Annotated in this window: 17 protein-coding genes and 1 pseudogene; 9 read left to right on the forward strand and 9 right to left on the reverse strand. The window is 68.9% G+C overall.

Translation table 11 applies throughout. The features are described 5' to 3' along the window. Window positions 1–115: 115 nt before the first annotated feature. Complete coding sequence (locus tag C492_RS15325; RefSeq protein WP_008425218.1) at window positions 116–559, reverse strand: CBS domain-containing protein; 444 nt, start codon at window positions 557–559, stop codon at window positions 116–118. A 159-nt stretch (window positions 560–718) separates the two neighbouring features. Here C492_RS15325 and C492_RS15330 point away from each other — a divergent pair, with 159 nt between their 5' ends. Further along, the gene (locus C492_RS15330; protein WP_008425220.1) at window positions 719–958 is read left to right on the forward strand and encodes a DUF7127 family protein; all 240 of its coding nucleotides are present in this window, start codon (window positions 719–721) and stop codon (window positions 956–958) included. 216 nt (window positions 959–1,174) lie between these two features. Here the strand turns inward: C492_RS15330 and fdhF are convergent, their stop codons facing one another. From fdhF to msrA, 4 genes are all read right to left on the reverse strand, one after another. Further along, window positions 1,175–4,576: a formate dehydrogenase subunit alpha gene (gene fdhF / locus C492_RS15335; RefSeq protein WP_008425222.1), complete on the reverse strand. Its 3,402-nt coding sequence runs from the start codon at window positions 4,574–4,576 to the stop codon at window positions 1,175–1,177. Beyond that, window positions 4,573–6,150, reverse strand: a complete 1,578-nt coding sequence (locus C492_RS15340) for an NADH-ubiquinone oxidoreductase-F iron-sulfur binding region domain-containing protein (RefSeq protein ID WP_008425225.1) — start codon at window positions 6,148–6,150, stop codon at window positions 4,573–4,575. Before C492_RS15340 ends, fdhF begins: the two co-directional genes overlap by 4 nt. Window positions 6,151–6,286: 136 nt before the next feature. Continuing rightward, entirely contained in the window at window positions 6,287–6,436 is a 150-nt protein-coding gene (locus C492_RS24265) for a hypothetical protein (RefSeq protein ID WP_160167000.1), read from the reverse strand. 61 nt (window positions 6,437–6,497) lie between these two features. Next, entirely contained in the window at window positions 6,498–7,031 is a 534-nt protein-coding gene (gene msrA / locus C492_RS15345) for a peptide-methionine (S)-S-oxide reductase MsrA (RefSeq protein ID WP_008425227.1), read from the reverse strand. 106 nt (window positions 7,032–7,137) lie between these two features. Between msrA and C492_RS15350 the strand changes: the two genes are divergently transcribed. Then, on the forward strand, window positions 7,138–7,503 hold the full coding sequence (locus tag C492_RS15350) for a hypothetical protein (RefSeq protein WP_008425229.1): 366 nt from the start codon (window positions 7,138–7,140) through the stop codon (window positions 7,501–7,503). Window positions 7,504–7,525: 22 nt separating this feature from the next. On the opposite strand, the gene C492_RS15355 is transcribed toward C492_RS15350, so the two are convergent. Further along, window positions 7,526–8,191: a 2,5-diamino-6-(ribosylamino)-4(3H)-pyrimidinone 5'-phosphate reductase gene (locus C492_RS15355; RefSeq protein ID WP_008425231.1), complete on the reverse strand. Its 666-nt coding sequence runs from the start codon at window positions 8,189–8,191 to the stop codon at window positions 7,526–7,528. A 170-nt stretch (window positions 8,192–8,361) separates the two neighbouring features. On the opposite strand from C492_RS15355, the pseudogene C492_RS25960 reads away from it, so the two are divergent. Beyond that, window positions 8,362–8,520, forward strand: a pseudogene (locus C492_RS25960) (restriction endonuclease); the annotation flags it as partial. Between the two features lie 149 nt (window positions 8,521–8,669). Then, the gene (locus tag C492_RS15365) at window positions 8,670–9,413 is read left to right on the forward strand and encodes a hypothetical protein (protein ID WP_008425233.1); all 744 of its coding nucleotides are present in this window, start codon (window positions 8,670–8,672) and stop codon (window positions 9,411–9,413) included. 107 nt (window positions 9,414–9,520) lie between these two features. Here C492_RS15365 and C492_RS15370 read toward each other — a convergent pair whose 3' ends face one another. Then, entirely contained in the window at window positions 9,521–9,709 is a 189-nt protein-coding gene (locus C492_RS15370) for a hypothetical protein (RefSeq protein WP_008425234.1), read from the reverse strand. Between the two features lie 343 nt (window positions 9,710–10,052). Then, window positions 10,053–10,262, reverse strand: a complete 210-nt coding sequence (locus tag C492_RS15375) for a hypothetical protein (protein ID WP_008425236.1) — start codon at window positions 10,260–10,262, stop codon at window positions 10,053–10,055. A gap of 127 nt (window positions 10,263–10,389) precedes the next feature. Here C492_RS15375 and C492_RS15380 point away from each other — a divergent pair, with 127 nt between their 5' ends. From C492_RS15380 to C492_RS15400, 5 genes are all read left to right on the forward strand, one after another. Further along, window positions 10,390–11,664 carry a Single-stranded DNA binding protein gene (locus tag C492_RS15380; RefSeq protein ID WP_008425237.1) on the forward strand — a complete coding sequence of 425 codons (1,275 nt, stop codon included), beginning with the start codon at window positions 10,390–10,392 and terminating at the stop codon, window positions 11,662–11,664. Continuing rightward, window positions 11,661–13,361: a hypothetical protein gene (locus C492_RS15385; protein WP_008425239.1), complete on the forward strand. Its 1,701-nt coding sequence runs from the start codon at window positions 11,661–11,663 to the stop codon at window positions 13,359–13,361. Before C492_RS15380 ends, C492_RS15385 begins: the two co-directional genes overlap by 4 nt. Window positions 13,362–13,368: 7 nt before the next feature. Further along, the gene (locus tag C492_RS15390) at window positions 13,369–14,160 is read left to right on the forward strand and encodes a metallophosphoesterase (protein ID WP_008425241.1); all 792 of its coding nucleotides are present in this window, start codon (window positions 13,369–13,371) and stop codon (window positions 14,158–14,160) included. A 68-nt stretch (window positions 14,161–14,228) separates the two neighbouring features. Then, window positions 14,229–14,687 (forward strand): molybdopterin-dependent oxidoreductase, encoded by a 459-nt coding sequence (locus tag C492_RS15395; RefSeq protein ID WP_008425244.1) that lies wholly within the window; start codon window positions 14,229–14,231, stop codon window positions 14,685–14,687. A 62-nt stretch (window positions 14,688–14,749) separates the two neighbouring features. After that, a complete protein-coding gene (locus C492_RS15400) occupies window positions 14,750–15,034 on the forward strand; it encodes a hypothetical protein (protein ID WP_008425246.1) in 285 nt (94 codons plus the stop codon). Between the two features lie 6 nt (window positions 15,035–15,040). Here C492_RS15400 and C492_RS15405 read toward each other — a convergent pair whose 3' ends face one another. Continuing rightward, window positions 15,041–15,322: a hypothetical protein gene (locus C492_RS15405; protein ID WP_008425247.1), complete on the reverse strand. Its 282-nt coding sequence runs from the start codon at window positions 15,320–15,322 to the stop codon at window positions 15,041–15,043. Window positions 15,323–15,456: the final 134 nt, after the last annotated feature.

The raw sequence follows: 15,456 nt of genomic DNA on the forward strand, positions 1-15,456 counted from the left end.
GCGGGTTTACCGCGAAGCAGCCACGCGGCGTCTCCGCGACCCGACCGAGTCGGCGCCGAAGGGAGAGCCTACGATCGGTCGAACTGCGACGGCTCGCCGGAGACCGCGGACGACGCTACGGGCTGTAGTCCGGCGACTGCACTTCGATCGTCTCCGAGACGTTGTCGAGCTGTTCGCCGATCGTCGCCACGAGGTCGTCGAGCGTGACGATCCCCGTCAGCGTCCCGTCGTCGTCGACGACCGGGAACCGGCGGGCGTTGTACTCTTCGATCGCTCGCGAGACTTCGATCGCTCGCGAGACTTCGATCGCCGCGTCGTCCTCCCGTAGCGTCGCGGGATCGGCGGTCATCGCGTCCTCGACCGAGACCGAACCCACGTCGTCGTTGTTGGGGATCGCGAGGGCGACGTCGCGGTCGGTGACGATTCCGACCGGTTCCTCGCCCTCGGTGACGACGACGGCGCCGACGTTCTCCTCGGCGAACCGCTCGGCGACCGTCTCGAGGTCGTCGTCTGGCTGTACCGTTACGACGTCTTCCGGACCGAGTTCGCCGACTGGCATACGGGTCGGTCGACGCCGCGCACCCTTGTGACGGTACGGCCTTCGAGTGAGCGCAGACGACGCCCACCTGCGGGTACGCCGGCTGCGGGACGGTTTTGCGGACCGCGGGCCGGAGGCTGCGGGGGGAGCGCTTACGGTGGGCGGGCGCCTAGTCGAACCATGCGAGTCCCAAAGCAGCTCCGAGACGGTCACACCGACGACGCGGTCGTCCGCCAGACCGAGGCCGAGGACGGGAGCGTGATCACCGTCGACTTCGGCTCCGACGCCGCCGACATGGCCGTCGACGTCGTCGACGATCGGGTGCTGGTCGTCATGGACGACCGGCAGTTCGAGTTCGAACTGCCCGCGGGCGCCAGCGAGGTTACGGCCAACAACGGAATCCTGACGATCTCCGAGTAGCGAACCGTCCCGGAGTCGGCTCACCGGGACCGTCCCCACACTTTCCGCACCAGTGCGGTTCTCGAGCGACCGGCGTCAAGCCCGTCCGTAGCGTCGACGTCGGGCCGTCGCACTGATCGGTGCGGGTTCAGTTCTCGTCTCCGTCCCGCCTTCGAGGGGGCGCGACGACGCGTGTTTCCGCAGTTGAGCCGACTCGAGCGAGCGAATTCGCCGCGCTCAGTCGGCGTTGCGGCCGTCGACTTCCTCGGGATCGCCCTCCTGACCCTCGAGTTGCCCCGCCGTCGGCGAGACGACGTTCGCCGCCTCCTCGGGAGGCACCTCCAGCGGCGTGATGCGGACGCTCGTGACCTTGTACTGCGGGATGTACGACGTCGGGTCGAGCTCGTGTTGGGTGAGCTCGTTGATCGCCCCCTGCGGGAAGTGCATCGGGATGTAGACGAGGCCGGGGTCGGAAGTGTCCTCGACGTTCGCCCGCACCACGATCTCGCCCTGCCGGGACTGGACCCGGACGTACTCCTCGTTCTCGATCCCGAGCTGGTCGGCCATCTCGGGGTGGACGGTGACGAAGCTCTCGGGGACGTGGTTCATCAGCGTCTCCACCCGACGGGTCATCGTGCCCGTGTGCCAGTGGTAGAGCACCCGACCCGAGGAGAGCGTGAGCGGGTATTCCTCGTCGGGCATGTCCGGCGGCTTCGCGTAGTCGGCGGGAACGAAGCGGGCCTTCCCGTCGTCGAAGTTGAACTCGTCCTCGTAGAGATACGGCGTTCCCGGGTCGTCCTCGTCGAAGCAGGGCCACTGGATCCCCTTCGTGTTCGCCTCGAGGCGCTCGTAGGTGACGCCGCCGTAGATCGGCACGAGGGAGTTGATCTCCTCCATCACCTCGGCCGGCCCGTCGTAGTCCCAGTCGTAGCCGAAGCGCCTGGCGAGTTGCTCGAGGATCTTGCGGTCGGCCTTGGCCTCGCCCGGCGGATCGACCGCGGGACGGACCCGCTGGATGCGCCGCTCGGTGTTCGTGAACGTCCCCGACTTCTCGGCGGCGGACGCCGCGGGGAGGATCACGTCGGCGTACTCGGCCGTCTCGGTCAGGAAGATGTCCTGGACGGCCAGGAAGTCGATCTTCCGCATCGCCTTCTCGACGTTGTCGATGTCGGGCTCCGAGAGGACGGGGTTCTCGCCCATGATGAACATCCCGCACAGCTCGCCGTCGTCGATGGCGTGGAACTGCTCGGGGAGGCGCAGGCCGACGTCGCCCGGCGGGCGGACGCCCCACTCGTCCTCGAACTTCTCGAGGACGTCCTCGTCGCCGAGGTTCTGGTAGCCGGGGAGGTTGTGCGGGGCCGGCCCCATGTCGCCGCCGCCGCCCTGAACGTTGTTCTGGCCGCGGAACGGCGAGAGGCCGGCGCGGGGCTTGCCGAGGTTGCCCGTCACCAGCGCGAGGTTCGCGATGGCCAGCACGTTCCGCGTTCCGGTGGTGTGTTGGGTCAGTCCCATCGCCCACCCGAAGATGCAGGTGTCGGCGGTGGCGATCGTCTCGGCGGCTCTCTTTAACTCCTCGGCGGGCACCGCCGTCAGCTCTTCGACCTTCTCGGGCGTGAACGGCTCGACCTTCTCGACGAGCTCGTCGAAGTGTTTGGTGCGCTCCTCGACGAACTCCTCGTCGTGGAGGTCGTTCTCGACGATGTACCGGATCATCCCGTTGATCCAGGCGACGTCCTCGCCGGGCGTCGTCCGGACGTACTGGTCGGCGTGTTCGGCCACGCCGACCTCGCGGGGATCGAAGACGATCAGCTCGGCGCCCTCGCGAACGTTCTGTTTGATGCGGGTCGCGAGGACGGGGTGGGACTCGGTCGTGTTCGACCCCGTGATCAGGTAGCAGTCGGTCTCGCCGACGTCCTCGTTGATCCGGTTGGTCATCGCGCCGTAGCCGACCGTCTGTTTCAGCCCGGCCACCGTCGAGGAGTGACAGAGCCGCGCGCAGTTGTCGACGTGGGGCGTTCCGAGCACCTGCCGGGCGAACTTCTGGTTGAGGAAGTTCTCCTCGTTCGTCGTCTTCGAGGAGGAAACGACCGACAGCGCCTCGGGACCGTGTTCCTCGCGGATCTCCGAGAGCCCCTCGTAGACGCGTTCGATCGCCTCCTCCCAGGTCGCCTCGCGGAAGGCCTCGCGGCCGACGGCGCCGTCGGGGGCGTCTTCCCGCCGCACGAGGGGACTCTCGAGGCGGTCGTCGGCGTCGACGAAGTCGTAGCCGAACTTCCCTTTCACGCACGTCGAGAAGTCGTTGGCCGGCGTCGAGTCGGGGTCGGCGGGTCGGACGCCGATCACCTCGCCGTCCTTGCCGTAGAGCTCGAATCGACAGCCCACGGCGCAGTAGCTACAGGTCGTCTCGGCCTTCTCGACCCGCGAGAGGCGGGCGTCGCCGACCGTCGTCGCGACGTCGAACAGTCGGCCGGCCGGCATCGCCTCGCTGGCGATCCCCTCCGCGACGTGCTCGAACTCCTCGAGCGCGCGGTCGCCGACGCCCCTCGCGGCGTCGCTCGCGTGGCGCCTCGCGCTCCCGGCGCGGGCCTTCGCGATCGACATGAACCGGGCGACGCCGGACTTCTTCTCGGGCGGTTCGGGCTCGCGATCCTCGACGTCGTACGGCAGGTCGCGGTTCGGCGCCTCGGTCTCGTCGGCCGTCTCGGCCTTCGGGCTCCCGAGGACCGTGCCGATGGAGTTCTCCTGGGTGAAGCCGGGCAGGGGCATCGTCGCGGCGTCGGTCAGCCCCTGTTCGACGAGGGCGCCGGTCGGACAGACGCTCGCGCAGTGGCCACAGGAGACGCAGGTCGAGTCGTCGAACGTGTCCGCGTCGTTCTGGAAGGCGATTCGGGTGTCCTGACCGTTGCCTTCCATGCGGAGCACGCCCTCGACCTGCACGTCGTTACAGGCGTCGACGCAGCGGTTACAGAGGATGCACTTGTTGCGGTCGATCTGGATGGCCGAGGAGGTGTCGTCGAGCGGTTCGTACTGGTCGCGGTCCTCGAAGACCCCCCACCGGGGCTCCTCGACGTCCTGCTCGATCGAGGTGTCCTGCAGTTCGCAGCGGCCGTTCTGTCCGCAGGTGGTACACCGGAGGTTGTGATCCGACAGCTGGAGGTCGAGGTTGACCTCGCGGGCCTCGGCCGCGGCGTCCTCGTCGGTCCTGATCGTCATCCCCTCCTCGACGGGGTGCGAGCAGGCCGTCACGAGCCCGTGTTCCTCCGCGTGGACGGTACAGGTCCGACACTCCCCGCGGGGACCGATCCGATCGGCCTGTTCGGTGTCCCGGTCGTAGTAACACAGCGCCGCGAGCTCGTCGGCCGACTCGACCGCCTCGACGGCGTCGATGATCGTCGCGTCCGACGGCACCGCGACCGACGTGCCGTCGACCGTGAGGCGGGTCCGTCCGTCCTCGGCGTCTCCGGAGCGCACGTCCGGATCGTTGGCGGTCCCGGTCTCGAACTGCTCGGTCAGCGGCGTCTCGGGTCGGGGATCGGTCACGTTCGGCACCGACGGGAGCCGCGCGACCGGGGTCGGCCGCCGATCGGTCTCCGCGTCGTCGACGTGACTCGCCAGTTCGTCGCCGCGCTCGCTGCTCATCGCGCGCCTCCGTCGGCGATCTCGCACTCGCCGCTGGGACAGCGGCCCTCGGCGTGGGCGGCTACCTCCCGCTCGAACTCACTCATCCCCGTGACGGCCGGCCGAACCGCCGACCGGCCGAACCGACAGATGCTCGTCTCGCCCATCACGCGGGTCAGTTCGCGGATCGTCGCGTCCTGATACTCGCCGCCGTAGATGTCTCGTAGCATGTTCGTGAGTTGTTTGGAGCCCTCGCGGCAGGTGACGCAGCGACCGCAGTTCTCCTCCATCGCGAAGTTCGCCCGTCGGCCCGCCGTCGCGAGGACGCAGCGGTCGTCGTTCAGCAGCTCGACCGCGCCCTCCGTGCCGAGCCCGGCGCCCTCGAGGGCGGGCGCCGACGGCGAGTGCGCGAGCGATCGGGTGAAGCCGCCGAACTGGCCGCCGACGCAGGCCATCTTGAACCGTCCCTCGACGTCGACCGCCTCGCGGACGTCCTCGAGGCTCCCCCCGGTCGGCAGTTCGACGGTCGCCGCCGCGTCGACGTCGCCCGTCGCCGTAAGCAGTCGGGTGCCGGGGTCGGCGTCGTCGTCGTCGAACTCGTCGGGGCGGAGCATCGCGCGGCGGAGCTGCGCCACCGTCCGGGGCGTGTGGACGATCGTCGGTCGCCCGTACAGGCCGTGCTCGGCGGGCGAGGGCGGCCGGAGCCGGGCCTCGAGGCGGTCGGTTCCCTCCATCGCCTCCAGCGCCATCGTCGGCTCGCCGGCGATGTAGCGGTTCGGCCCGACGACGACTTCCGGAGCGCTCTCCCGTCCGAGCTCCTCGAGCCGTTCTTCGGCCGCCCGGGCGGCCTCGCGAACGCGTTCGCGGGCCCCGTCGTCGGCCTCGTTACAGTAGACGACGACGTCCTCGGCGCCAACGAGCTCGGCGACCGCCAGGGCGCCGTCGAGCACCTCGCCCGGCGCGCCCTCGAGCAGCGTTCGGTCGGTCTCGTTGCGGGCGTCGCTGTCGTTCGCGTTGACGACGACCACCGGGTCGCGGTCGTCGCTGGCCGCGTCGACGGCGCGGTCCCACTCGTCGACGAGCGGCTCGTCGGCACACCAGTCCCCGCGGCCGCGACCGAGCAGTCCGGGCTCGCGAACGCGAGCCCACGCTTCCTCCGGCTCCTCGAGCGCCAGTTCGGCCGCCCGCTCGTCGGGTACCGTCGCGGGCTCGATCCAGCCACAGCGGCCGAGGACGCGGCGTCGACCGACCGAGAGCGGCCCGGACTCGGGCGTCGGGAGCGACGCCGGCGCGGGATCGTGGTCGACGACTGCCGCCGCGTCCTCGGTCGGGAGCCGCCCCCGCTCGAGGGTCTCGACCAGCGACTCGAGCCGCTCGGCGGCCGGCGACGGATACAGCGCCGTCCGGTCGTCCCGCGTGACCGACACCAGGGGCTCGAACGCACGGATCCCCGTCGGTCCCGTCTCGAGGACGGCCGCGTCGTCGACTGCCGAGCGAATCTCGTCGAGGACGCGCTGTTTTCGGCGGCTGCGTCGCGAACCCGCGGCCACGCGGATCGCGAACTCCTCGTCGGTCGAATCGCACCGGTTCTCCATTAGCCACGACTCCCGGTTCACCACGGGAAAAGGCACGGGTTGAGAGCGACCGGTTTTAATTTCCCCTCGACGCCCTCGTTCCGACCGACGAACCCGCGGCTCGCGGGTCGACTCGCCGGCGCCGGAGCAGTCCCTCTCAGAACGGCGGCTCCACCGTCGGTTCGTCCTCCCGCCACCGGAGGGCTAGCCAGACGACGGTCGACAGCAGTCCTGCAAGCAGTAACGCCGTCGTCAGTCCGGCGGGGGCGCGACCGCGCCGCGCCGAGGGGGATCGATCGTCCGTCACGCGTCCCCGATCTCGGAGCGGGCGAATAGTCCTTTCGCCGTCGCGACCGCGGGAGCCTGCGTCAGTCGTCGACGGGCGCCTTCGCGGCGAACTTCTCGCGGACCTTCTCGACTTTCGGCGCCGCGTGCATCGAGCAGTAGGCGTCGTTGGGATTCTTCTCGAAGTAGTTCTGGTGGTACTGTTCAGCCTCGTAGAAGGTTTCGAGCGGTTCGATCTCCGTGACGATCCCCTCGTAGAGCCCCTCTTTCTCGAGTTCCGCGGCGAAGGCCTCGGCGGTCTCGAGTTGCTCGTCGTCGTGGGCGTAGATCGCCGAGCGGTACTGGCTGCCGACGTCGGGGCCCTCGCGGTCCTTCGTGGTCGGGTCGTGGATCGTAAAGAAGACCTCGAGCAGGTCCTCGTAGGCGACCGTCTCGGGGTCGTACTCGAGCTGGACGACCTCCGCGTGGCCCGTCGAGCCCGAGCAGACCGCCTCGTAGGTCGGGTCCTCGGCGTGACCGCCCGCATAGCCCGAGGTCACCGATTCGACGCCCTCGAGCTGTTCGAAGGCCGCCTCGACGCACCAGAAACAGCCGCCGCCGAAGGTCGCTCGTTCCATGGTCGGCCGTAGGGAACGAGCGCGCAAAGACCTGACGGGACGACCCCGCCGCTCGCCTCGCCGGTTCGGCCGCCACGAATATGTGACGCCGGGTGAACGTACGGTCGTGGGGGACGGCTTTCGGGAGACGGCGCTCGGCGGCCTGTTCGTCCTCGTCGCCAGCTACCTGCTCGTCGTTCCCGGTCGCCGGCTGTGGGGCCCGACCATCGACCGCGTCGGCGAGTTCGGATTCCTCCTCGTGTTGATCGGCGTCTGTATCGCCTGCGGTGCGGGCTTCGGGGCGCTGACCGGGATTCGGTTCCGCCGGCTCCTCGTCGGCGGCGCCGTCGTCTACGCCGTCTGGTGGCTCTATCTCGAGGTGACCGCCGGTCCGTTCGACAGCCCGGTCCACGTCCTCCTCGGCGCGTTCATGCTCGGCGGGTTCACTGTCGGCGCCCGGCTGGCCGGGACGGCGCGCTCGCGGTACGGATAGCCGGACCGCGGCTCCGACGGCTTCAGCCGTTAGCCGTCCGCCAGGTCAGCAACGCCCCCTCGCCGACCCGCTCGAGGCTCTCGAGCTCGAGGGTCGGGAAGTCGGCGACGAAGCCCTCGCCGTCGGCAAGCGTCGGGGCGTCCCGTCCGCCGATGACCGTCGGGCCGACGAACACCCGCAGCTCGTCGACGAGCCCGTCCTCGAACAGCGAGAAGATGAGTTCGCCCCCGCCCTCGACCATGATCCGCTCGAGGCCCTGGGCCTGCAGCGTCGCGAACGCCCGCAGCAGGTCGACGCGGTCGTCGCCGGCCGTGACCAGCTCCGCGCGGTCGGCCAGATCCATTCGGTCGTCGATCGTCGCCCGCTCGCTCGTACAGACGTAGGTCGTCGCGGCGTCGTCGAGGACGGCCGCGTCGGTCGGCGTGCGCGCCCTCGAGTCGACGACAACGCGGGCCGGGTGTGCGGGCTCGCCGCGGTCGCGGCGCTCGTCGATCAGCGCCTCCTCTTTGACGGTGAGGTGGGGGTCGTCCGCGAGGACGGTGCCGACGCCGACGACGACGGCGTCGCTGTCGGCACGCAGACGGTCGACCCGCGTGAAATCGGCGTCGCCGCTGATCGGGATCTGTTCGCGGCGTCTCGAGGAGAGCTTCCCGTCCGCGCTCGTGGCGGCGTTGACGACGACGTGCATACCCCCTGCTGGGGGGCGGGTCCTAAAGAAGGCGTGGATAGGGGTGTTCGTGTGGGTTCGTCGAAGCGGGACAGTAGCGATAGCCGACAGGTACAATAGGTGCCTAAGCCAACTACCTTGGTTGTCTCAGGTAACTCAGGTACAATAGGTGACTCGGACATCGGTTCAATAGGGATTGCTTCGAGAGCTCCCTCGATACGACGGAACGGGCGGAGGAACTCGAGGAACAGATCGAGAAGACCGACGAGTTGATCGACGAGATCGTGTACGAACTGTACGGGCTGACCGACGAGGAAATTGCAATCGTCGAGGAGACGGTCGGCGAGTAGGACCGCGAGTGAGGAGCGAACGCGACGAGCGAGCGGCTTTTTGGTCCAGATTTTTACAAGCGGTTCGACTGAGCGAGCATCGCGAGCGAAGGAGGACCCGAAGTAAAAAGGTGGGAGCGAGATTGCAATCGTCGAGGAGACGGTCGGCGGTGACTGACGAGAACTCGAACGGGACGCTCCGCCGGAACGAGTTTCTGGCCGAGCGCGTCCGTCAACAGCTCGAGGGTTTCCCGGAGAAGTTCCGGGAGTTAGGCGAGGGCGGAGAACTGCGGAAGCTCTGTCGCGAGCCGACGACGCTGTCCGGACCGAAAGTCAACCAGGCGCCCGAAGACTTCACCGAGCAGTATCTTATCGAACCGGTTCTACACGGGCTCGGCTACTGGAATCCGAGTTCGGACCGTTACTCCGGAACCGGCCCGCACTTCGTCCGCCGCCCGAGCACCTATCGACACGTCGAGATCAAGCGACCCGACTACCTGCTCAAGAACGTCTCACCGCGGCTCGTTTGCTTCCTCGAGGCGAAGGCAGCGAACGAGGAACAGGCGACGGGAGACAAACGACGTGCCACTGCTGACATCGAGGAGTACGTCGAGTCGGATACGTTCGCGAAGTACCTCGAGACGCTGGAGAAACGCTATCTCGTGGCGATCGGTACGGACAGCTTTCGATGGGTTCTCTGGGCGAAAGACGTTCGAACCGGAGAAACGAGACCGGAACTCGCGACCGTCGATTTCTCGGACGCGATCGAATCGATAGCAAAACGGGACAGGGTCATCGAAGGCGAACCGGATCACTCGACAACGGACGTACGGAAGTTAATCGCCGACGAGTTCGTTCCAGCGTTCGCTGCACGCTCCGTTACCGAGTTCGTTACGGGCGCGTTCGCCGACTGAGTCCGTGGAGTGGTCGGCCCCTTCGATGAACCGCGCTCGAGTTCTACGTTCGAACGTCGTCTCTCCGAGCCGACCCGCGAGCCCCGCTTCAGTCGGCGCCCAGTCGCTCACCCCCAGAACGAGCCGCTCCCGACGCAGTAAAACAGCGCGATCCAGCCGAGAACGAGCCCCGCGATCACCACCAGGAAATCCGCCAGACACGTCCCGACGACGACGCAGTACCCGATCCCGATCGTCAGCAGCAGCAACGAACCGCCAAACAGCGCATGGCACCGTCTCGCGACTGTCGGTTCCATAGCCGGAGGTATCACGATCGCACGTAAATACCTATGTCAGATACGAGTGATATTCGGGCCGGGAACTGTTTGATCGATCCGCACACGTTTCGGTCCGCCGGACTCGAGGACGCCGAGCCACCCGACCCCGCGCTTGCCTCGTAGCGGCGGGGTCGTGCGAGGACGCGGCTCTCGAGACCTCAGTCGGATACCCGAAGCTACCGAGCGGAGAACCCCGAGAAGCGACGACCTCCCGTCATAGCTTTTCCTTGTGACCAGAGTGACTTAAAGCGCGAACGGCGGTCCGCGTCGCCGACTCGCCGCGCTGTTTCCGTCGGATGCGGGACCGACGGGCTCGACGGGGTCACGCGCCGCGTCGCGGATCGTCGCTCGAGCCGAGCAGGATTCGGTACACGATGTACCCCACGAGCAGCGCGAACCCGAACGTCGCGACGGTCTCGGCGAACCAGATGACGGCGTACAGCGCCCGCGTGAGGATCCGAACGGCGACGAGGCCCCCGAAGATCAGGGCGACGAACGCGAGTCCGCCGAGTGCAGCCGTGGCCCGTTCCATACCCGACGTTCACGAAGCGACGGGATGAACGTACCGCTTGCTCGCCGTCTCGAGGTCCCGTCCGTCCGGATTTTACTTCCGCCGCGTTCCGGGAACGCTTTTCAGGCCTCCCGACCAAATGCCGGTGATGGAACTCGACGATCATGCCGAGGAGCTCGCCTCCGACCTCGGTGTCGACAAAGAGGAGGTCAAATCCGACCTGCAGAACCTGGTGGAGTACAGCGTCCCGGTCGACGAGGCCAAGGGGAGTTTGCGCCGGAAGTACGGCGATGGCTCGAGCAGCGGGGGCACGACGCCCTCGGCGAAGAACGTCGCCGACGTCGCGCCCGAGGACGGCAACGTGACGGTCACCGCGACCGTCCTCACCGCGGGCAAGCGCTCGATCCGGTATCAGGGCTCGGACCACGTCATCGTGGAGGGCCAGCTGGCCGACGAGACCGGGCGGATCGATTACACCGCCTGGGAGGAGTTCGGCCTCGAGCCCGGCGACACGATCACTGCGGGCAACGCCGGCGTCCGCGAGTGGGACGGCGAGCCCGAGCTGAACCTCGGCGAGAGCACCGCGCTCTCCTTCGAGAACGATTCGCTCGAGGTGCCCTACGAGATCGGCGGCGAGGCCCAGCTCGCCGACCTCGAGACGGGCGACCGCGCGCGCACGATCGAGGTGAGCGTCCTCGAGTGCGAGCGCCGGACGATCGACGGCCGCGACGGCGAGACCGAAATACTGAGCGGCGTCCTCGGCGACGAGAGCGGTCGGCTGCCCTTTACGAACTGGGATCCCGTCCCGGAGATCGAGGCGGGCGCCTCCGTCCGCATCGAGAACGCCTACGTTCAGGAGTTCCGCGGGGTCCCGGAGGTCAACGTCTCGGAGTTCTCGCGGGTCGCCGCGCTCGACCGAGAGATCGACGTCGGCAGCGACGCGACGACGATGGACGTCGGCGAGGCCGTCCGCACCGGCGGGATCTACGACGTCGAACTCGTCGGCAACGCCATCGCGGTCCGGGACGGCTCGGGGCTCATCCAGCGCTGCCCGGAGTGTTACCGCGTGATCCAGAAGGGACAGTGCCGGACTCACGGCGACGTCGACGGGATCGACGACCTGCGGGTGAAGGCGATCATCGACGACGGCACCGGGACCGTCACGGCGATCCTCGACGACGACCTGACCGAGGACGTCTACGGCGGCGACCTCGAGGACGCCCTCGAGGCCGCCCGCGAGGCGATGGACCAGGAGGTCGTCGCCGACGCGATCCGTGAGAACGTCGTCGGCCGCGAGTACCGCGTACGGGGACACCTCTCGGTCGACGAGTACGGCGCCAACGTAGACGCCGAGACCTTCGAGGAGAGCGACGACGATCCGGCCGCGCGCGCGACGGCCTTCCTCGAGGAGGTGGACGCATGAGCGCGACCGACGAGGAGAACGGCGAGGAGATTCCCGGACGGGAGATCGCCTACCGCCTGTTCGCCGCCGAGTACGACGACGCCTCGCTCTCGTATGCGGAAAGCGACGAGGAGCGCGCGCCCAACTACGTGATCGCGCCGACGGGCGCGCGGCTCAACCGCGTCTTCGTCGCGGGCACGCTCACCGAGGTCACGTCGGTCAACGACGAGATGGTGCGGGCCCGCGTCGTCGACCCGACGGGGGCGTTCGTCGTCTACGCCGGCCAGTACCAGCCCGACGAGCTGGCGACGCTCGAGTCGCTCGAGCCGCCCGCGTTCGTCGCGGTGACGGGCAAGGCCCGCACCTTCCAGCCCGAGGACTCCGATCGGGTCTACACCTCGATCCGACCGGAGTCGATCGCGACGATCGACGCCGACACGCGCGACCGCTGGGTCGTCAGCGCCGCCGAGCAAACGATCGAGCGGATCGGCACCTACGCGGCCGCGATGGGTCTCGATACGGACGACGACGCCCTCGCGACCGCGCTGACCGACGCGGGGGTCGACGCCGGCCTCGCGGACGGCATCCCGCTCGCGAGAGACCACTACGGGACGACGCCGGACTACCTCGCTGCCCTGCGGGACTGCGCGCTCGAGGCCTGCAAGGTCGTCGCGGGCGAGCGCGACCAGGTGAGCGGGCTCGCGCTCGCGCCCGACGGATCGAGCCCGGAGGGCGGGGCGACGTTCGACTCGCTGGCCGAACTCGGCGAGATCGCACCCGACGAATCCGACGTCGCGACCCCGTCCGAGGACGACGGTCCCGATCCCGCGGCGGTAACCGCAGGCGAGGACGAACCGGAACCGATGGCGACGGCCACGGCCGACGAGTTCTCCGCGAGCGAGGACGTTCCGACCGACGCCGCCGGCGAGGACCCGTCGTTCGAGGCCGACGACTCCAGCGCCGAGCCGTCCACCGAGACCGACGCGCCCGATCCCGGCGAGGTAACCGCGGGCGAGGACGAGCCGGAGTCGGTGACGACGGCCACGGCCGACGAGTTCTCCGCGAGCGAGGAGATCCCGACGGACGCCGCCGGCGAGGATCCCGCGTTCGACGCCGACGAGCCCGACGCCGGAGCGGCCGTCGAGGCCGACGACTCGTCCGCGGAAGCCGAAACCGACGAGCCGACCGAAGCGGCGACCGATGCCGCCGACGCCGACGAGGAGCTCGGCGACTTCGACGGCGGCGGCATGTACGAGATGGACGACGACGAACGCGAGCAACTCGAGGCGGAGTTCGGCGCCGAGTTCGCAACCGGGACCGAGGTCGACGACCCCGGCGAGAACGACATCGACGTTCCCGAGCCCGAGAGCGAGCGCAGCCGCGGGCCGGACGAGGAGGGCGCCGAGGCACCGAACTCGGACCTCGAGTTCGAGGCAGGGTCCGAGTCCGACGGGACCTCGCCCGAGGACGAGTCGACCGCCGAAACCGAGGACGGCGGAGACGGCGAACCCGAACCCGCGTCGATCGACCTCGAGTCTGTGGCCGTCGAGACGATGGCGGAACTCGACGACGGCGACGGTGCCGACCGAACCGAGGTCGTCGAGCGGGTCGCCGCCGAGACCGGCGTCGACGAGGACGTCGTCGAGGACGCCATCGAGGAGGCGCTGATGGGCGGACAGTGTTACGAGCCCGCCGACGGAACGCTGAAGGCGATCTGAACGGGCGATGTGTGCCGACCCGAATCGGGCGACGCCCGCCGTCGAACCCGTCCCCGACGAGCCGGCCGCCGTCGCGACCGTCGGCGACGAGCGCACGCTGTTGGTCGCCGACTACCACGCCGGTTACGAGGCGGGGTTGCGACGCGAGCGGGGCGTCGACGTTCCCAGTCGAGCCCCGGAGCGCCGCGAGCGACTGCTCGGGATACTCGAGCGGACCGGGGTCGACCGACTGGTCGTCCTCGGGGATCTAATGCACTCGATCGGGGACCCCGGCGGCGCCGAGCGCGGCGAGCTCGAGGTGCTGTTCGAGTCCCTGCCACCGACCCTCGAGGTGACCGTCGTGAAGGGCAATCACGACGGCGGAATCGCCGACTGGCTCGGGGACGCGACGGTGGTCTCGGGCGCCGGAACGACGATCGGCTCGATCGGCGTTTGCCACGGCCACACCTGGCCCGCGCCCGGCGCCCTCGACTGCGAGGTCCTCTGTCTGGGCCACGAACACCCCTGCGTCCGCCTCGAGGACGAGGTCGGCGGTAGTCGGGTCGAACCGGCGTGGCTCCGGGGTCGGATCGATCCGGAGCCCTTTCGCGATCGCCCCGAGTACGCGGGCGTCCCCTGGCTCGAGGGCGGCGATCCCCCTCGATTGATCGTGCTGCCGGCGTTCAACGACCTCGCCGGCGGGACCTGGGTCAACGTTCCAGGCCAGTCGTTTCTCTCGCCGTTCCTGCCGGAGGGACTGGCGTCCGGCGAAGCGTACCTGCTCGACGGGACGCGGCTCGGCTCGTACCGAGAGCTGTAGCTTCGGCGGGATCCCAACCGTCGGGAACGAACGGAACGAGTAGTAGCGGGGCGATCCGAGCCACGGCCATGAGCGTTCCACCCGAACCCGCACTCGAGCGACCGATCCGTCTCGTCGGAAGCCGACAGAGACGCCTCGAGGGAGCCGATCTCGCCGCTCTCGAGCGAACGAGCCGCGAGATCGAGATCGTCTGTGCGACCGGCGATCGGTTCGTCGAGCGCTGGCGCGGCGTCCCGATCCCGTCGCTGCTCGAGGTAGCCGAGGCGCCGCCGGAGACGACCCACCTGCTCGTCGATGCCCGGGACGGGCTGCGGGCCTGCGTTCCCGTCGAGACAGCCCTCGAGGGGCTGCTCGCGGTCGCGAAGGGGGGACGCCCGCTCGCCGAGGACGGCGAGTACGCGACGCGGTTCGTGGCGCCCGGCGTCGACGGGGTTCGGACGGTCAAGGGCGTCGCGCGGATCGAGACGACGGCGCTCGCGCCCGGCGTCGATCCCGAGGATCGCGAGCGACGCGGCCGCTCCGGGTGAGCGCGGGGCGGCCGGCGTATGGAAGCCGAATTCCGATGGCTCGCCCGCGGGTACAACGGCGTATGTCGCTGGAAACGTACCGACTCGAGGTGCGGGAATCGGACGCCGGACTCGACGCCGACCTCTACGACGGCGAGGACATGATCGCGGAGTCGACCCACGTCGCCTACGAGGACTTCGACGTCGAGGCGCCACGGCGCGACGAGGGGATCTCGCAAAGCGAGGAGGTAACCGCCGACGTCACCGAGACCGACGTCCAGGTCCAGCGCGACGGGGGCGGGTTCACCTTCGAGCTGCTGGGCGATCGGGAGACGCTCGCGACGATCCGGGTCGACGACGAGGAGTAAGCCGGTTCACGCGCGTTCGGTTTTCGATCTGATCGCGTCGCCCTCCCGCCACTGGTAGTGGCGATACCGCTCGCCGTCGACCTCGAGCGTCGAGACAGTCGCGTCCTCCGGGACGCCCTCCGGCGCCCCGTCGTCGGTCGACCGCGTTTCGGCCCACGACGCCAGCGCGTCGACGTGGTCGGCGACCGTACGAATCGTCTCGGGATCGCAGCCGGCCAGCGCCTCGAGCACCGCGCGCAGCTCCGGCTCGAGATCGTCGGGCGGGGTCGGCCGATCGACAGGTGCCATCGTCGCGACGCTACGTCCGCGAAAACAAAAAGATCGGCAGATCGAGCGCCGCGGTTCGCGACCGATTCAGAACGTCTCGAGGTAGCGATCGAGCTCCCACCTGTCTCTTATACACATCTCTGATGGCGCGAGGG

Source organism: Natronococcus jeotgali DSM 18795, from assembly GCF_000337695.1.
Taxonomy (GTDB): Archaea; Halobacteriota; Halobacteria; order Halobacteriales; family Natrialbaceae; genus Natronococcus; species Natronococcus jeotgali.

Excerpts from the sequence above, each read along its gene's own strand:
- C492_RS15395 (WP_008425244.1), top strand. The coding sequence starts at position 14,229 with ATGAGCGTTCCACCCGAACCCGCACTCGAGCGACCGATCCGTCTCGTC.
- C492_RS15330 (WP_008425220.1), top strand. The coding sequence starts at position 719 with ATGCGAGTCCCAAAGCAGCTCCGAGACGGTCACACCGACGACGCGGTC.
- C492_RS15340 (WP_008425225.1), bottom strand. The coding sequence starts at position 6,150 with ATGGAGAACCGGTGCGATTCGACCGACGAGGAGTTCGCGATCCGCGTG.
- fdhF (WP_008425222.1), bottom strand. The coding sequence starts at position 4,576 with ATGAGCAGCGAGCGCGGCGACGAACTGGCGAGTCACGTCGACGACGCG.
- C492_RS15405 (WP_008425247.1), bottom strand. The coding sequence starts at position 15,322 with ATGGCACCTGTCGATCGGCCGACCCCGCCCGACGATCTCGAGCCGGAG.
- C492_RS15325 (WP_008425218.1), bottom strand. The coding sequence starts at position 559 with ATGCCAGTCGGCGAACTCGGTCCGGAAGACGTCGTAACGGTACAGCCA.
- C492_RS15375 (WP_008425236.1), bottom strand. The coding sequence starts at position 10,262 with ATGGAACGGGCCACGGCTGCACTCGGCGGACTCGCGTTCGTCGCCCTG.
- C492_RS15390 (WP_008425241.1), top strand. The coding sequence starts at position 13,369 with ATGTGTGCCGACCCGAATCGGGCGACGCCCGCCGTCGAACCCGTCCCC.
- C492_RS15370 (WP_008425234.1), bottom strand. The coding sequence starts at position 9,709 with ATGGAACCGACAGTCGCGAGACGGTGCCATGCGCTGTTTGGCGGTTCG.
- C492_RS15380 (WP_008425237.1), top strand. The coding sequence starts at position 10,390 with ATGGAACTCGACGATCATGCCGAGGAGCTCGCCTCCGACCTCGGTGTC.
- C492_RS15385 (WP_008425239.1), top strand. The coding sequence starts at position 11,661 with ATGAGCGCGACCGACGAGGAGAACGGCGAGGAGATTCCCGGACGGGAG.
- C492_RS15355 (WP_008425231.1), bottom strand. The coding sequence starts at position 8,191 with ATGCACGTCGTCGTCAACGCCGCCACGAGCGCGGACGGGAAGCTCTCC.
- msrA (WP_008425227.1), bottom strand. The coding sequence starts at position 7,031 with ATGGAACGAGCGACCTTCGGCGGCGGCTGTTTCTGGTGCGTCGAGGCG.
- C492_RS15400 (WP_008425246.1), top strand. The coding sequence starts at position 14,750 with ATGTCGCTGGAAACGTACCGACTCGAGGTGCGGGAATCGGACGCCGGA.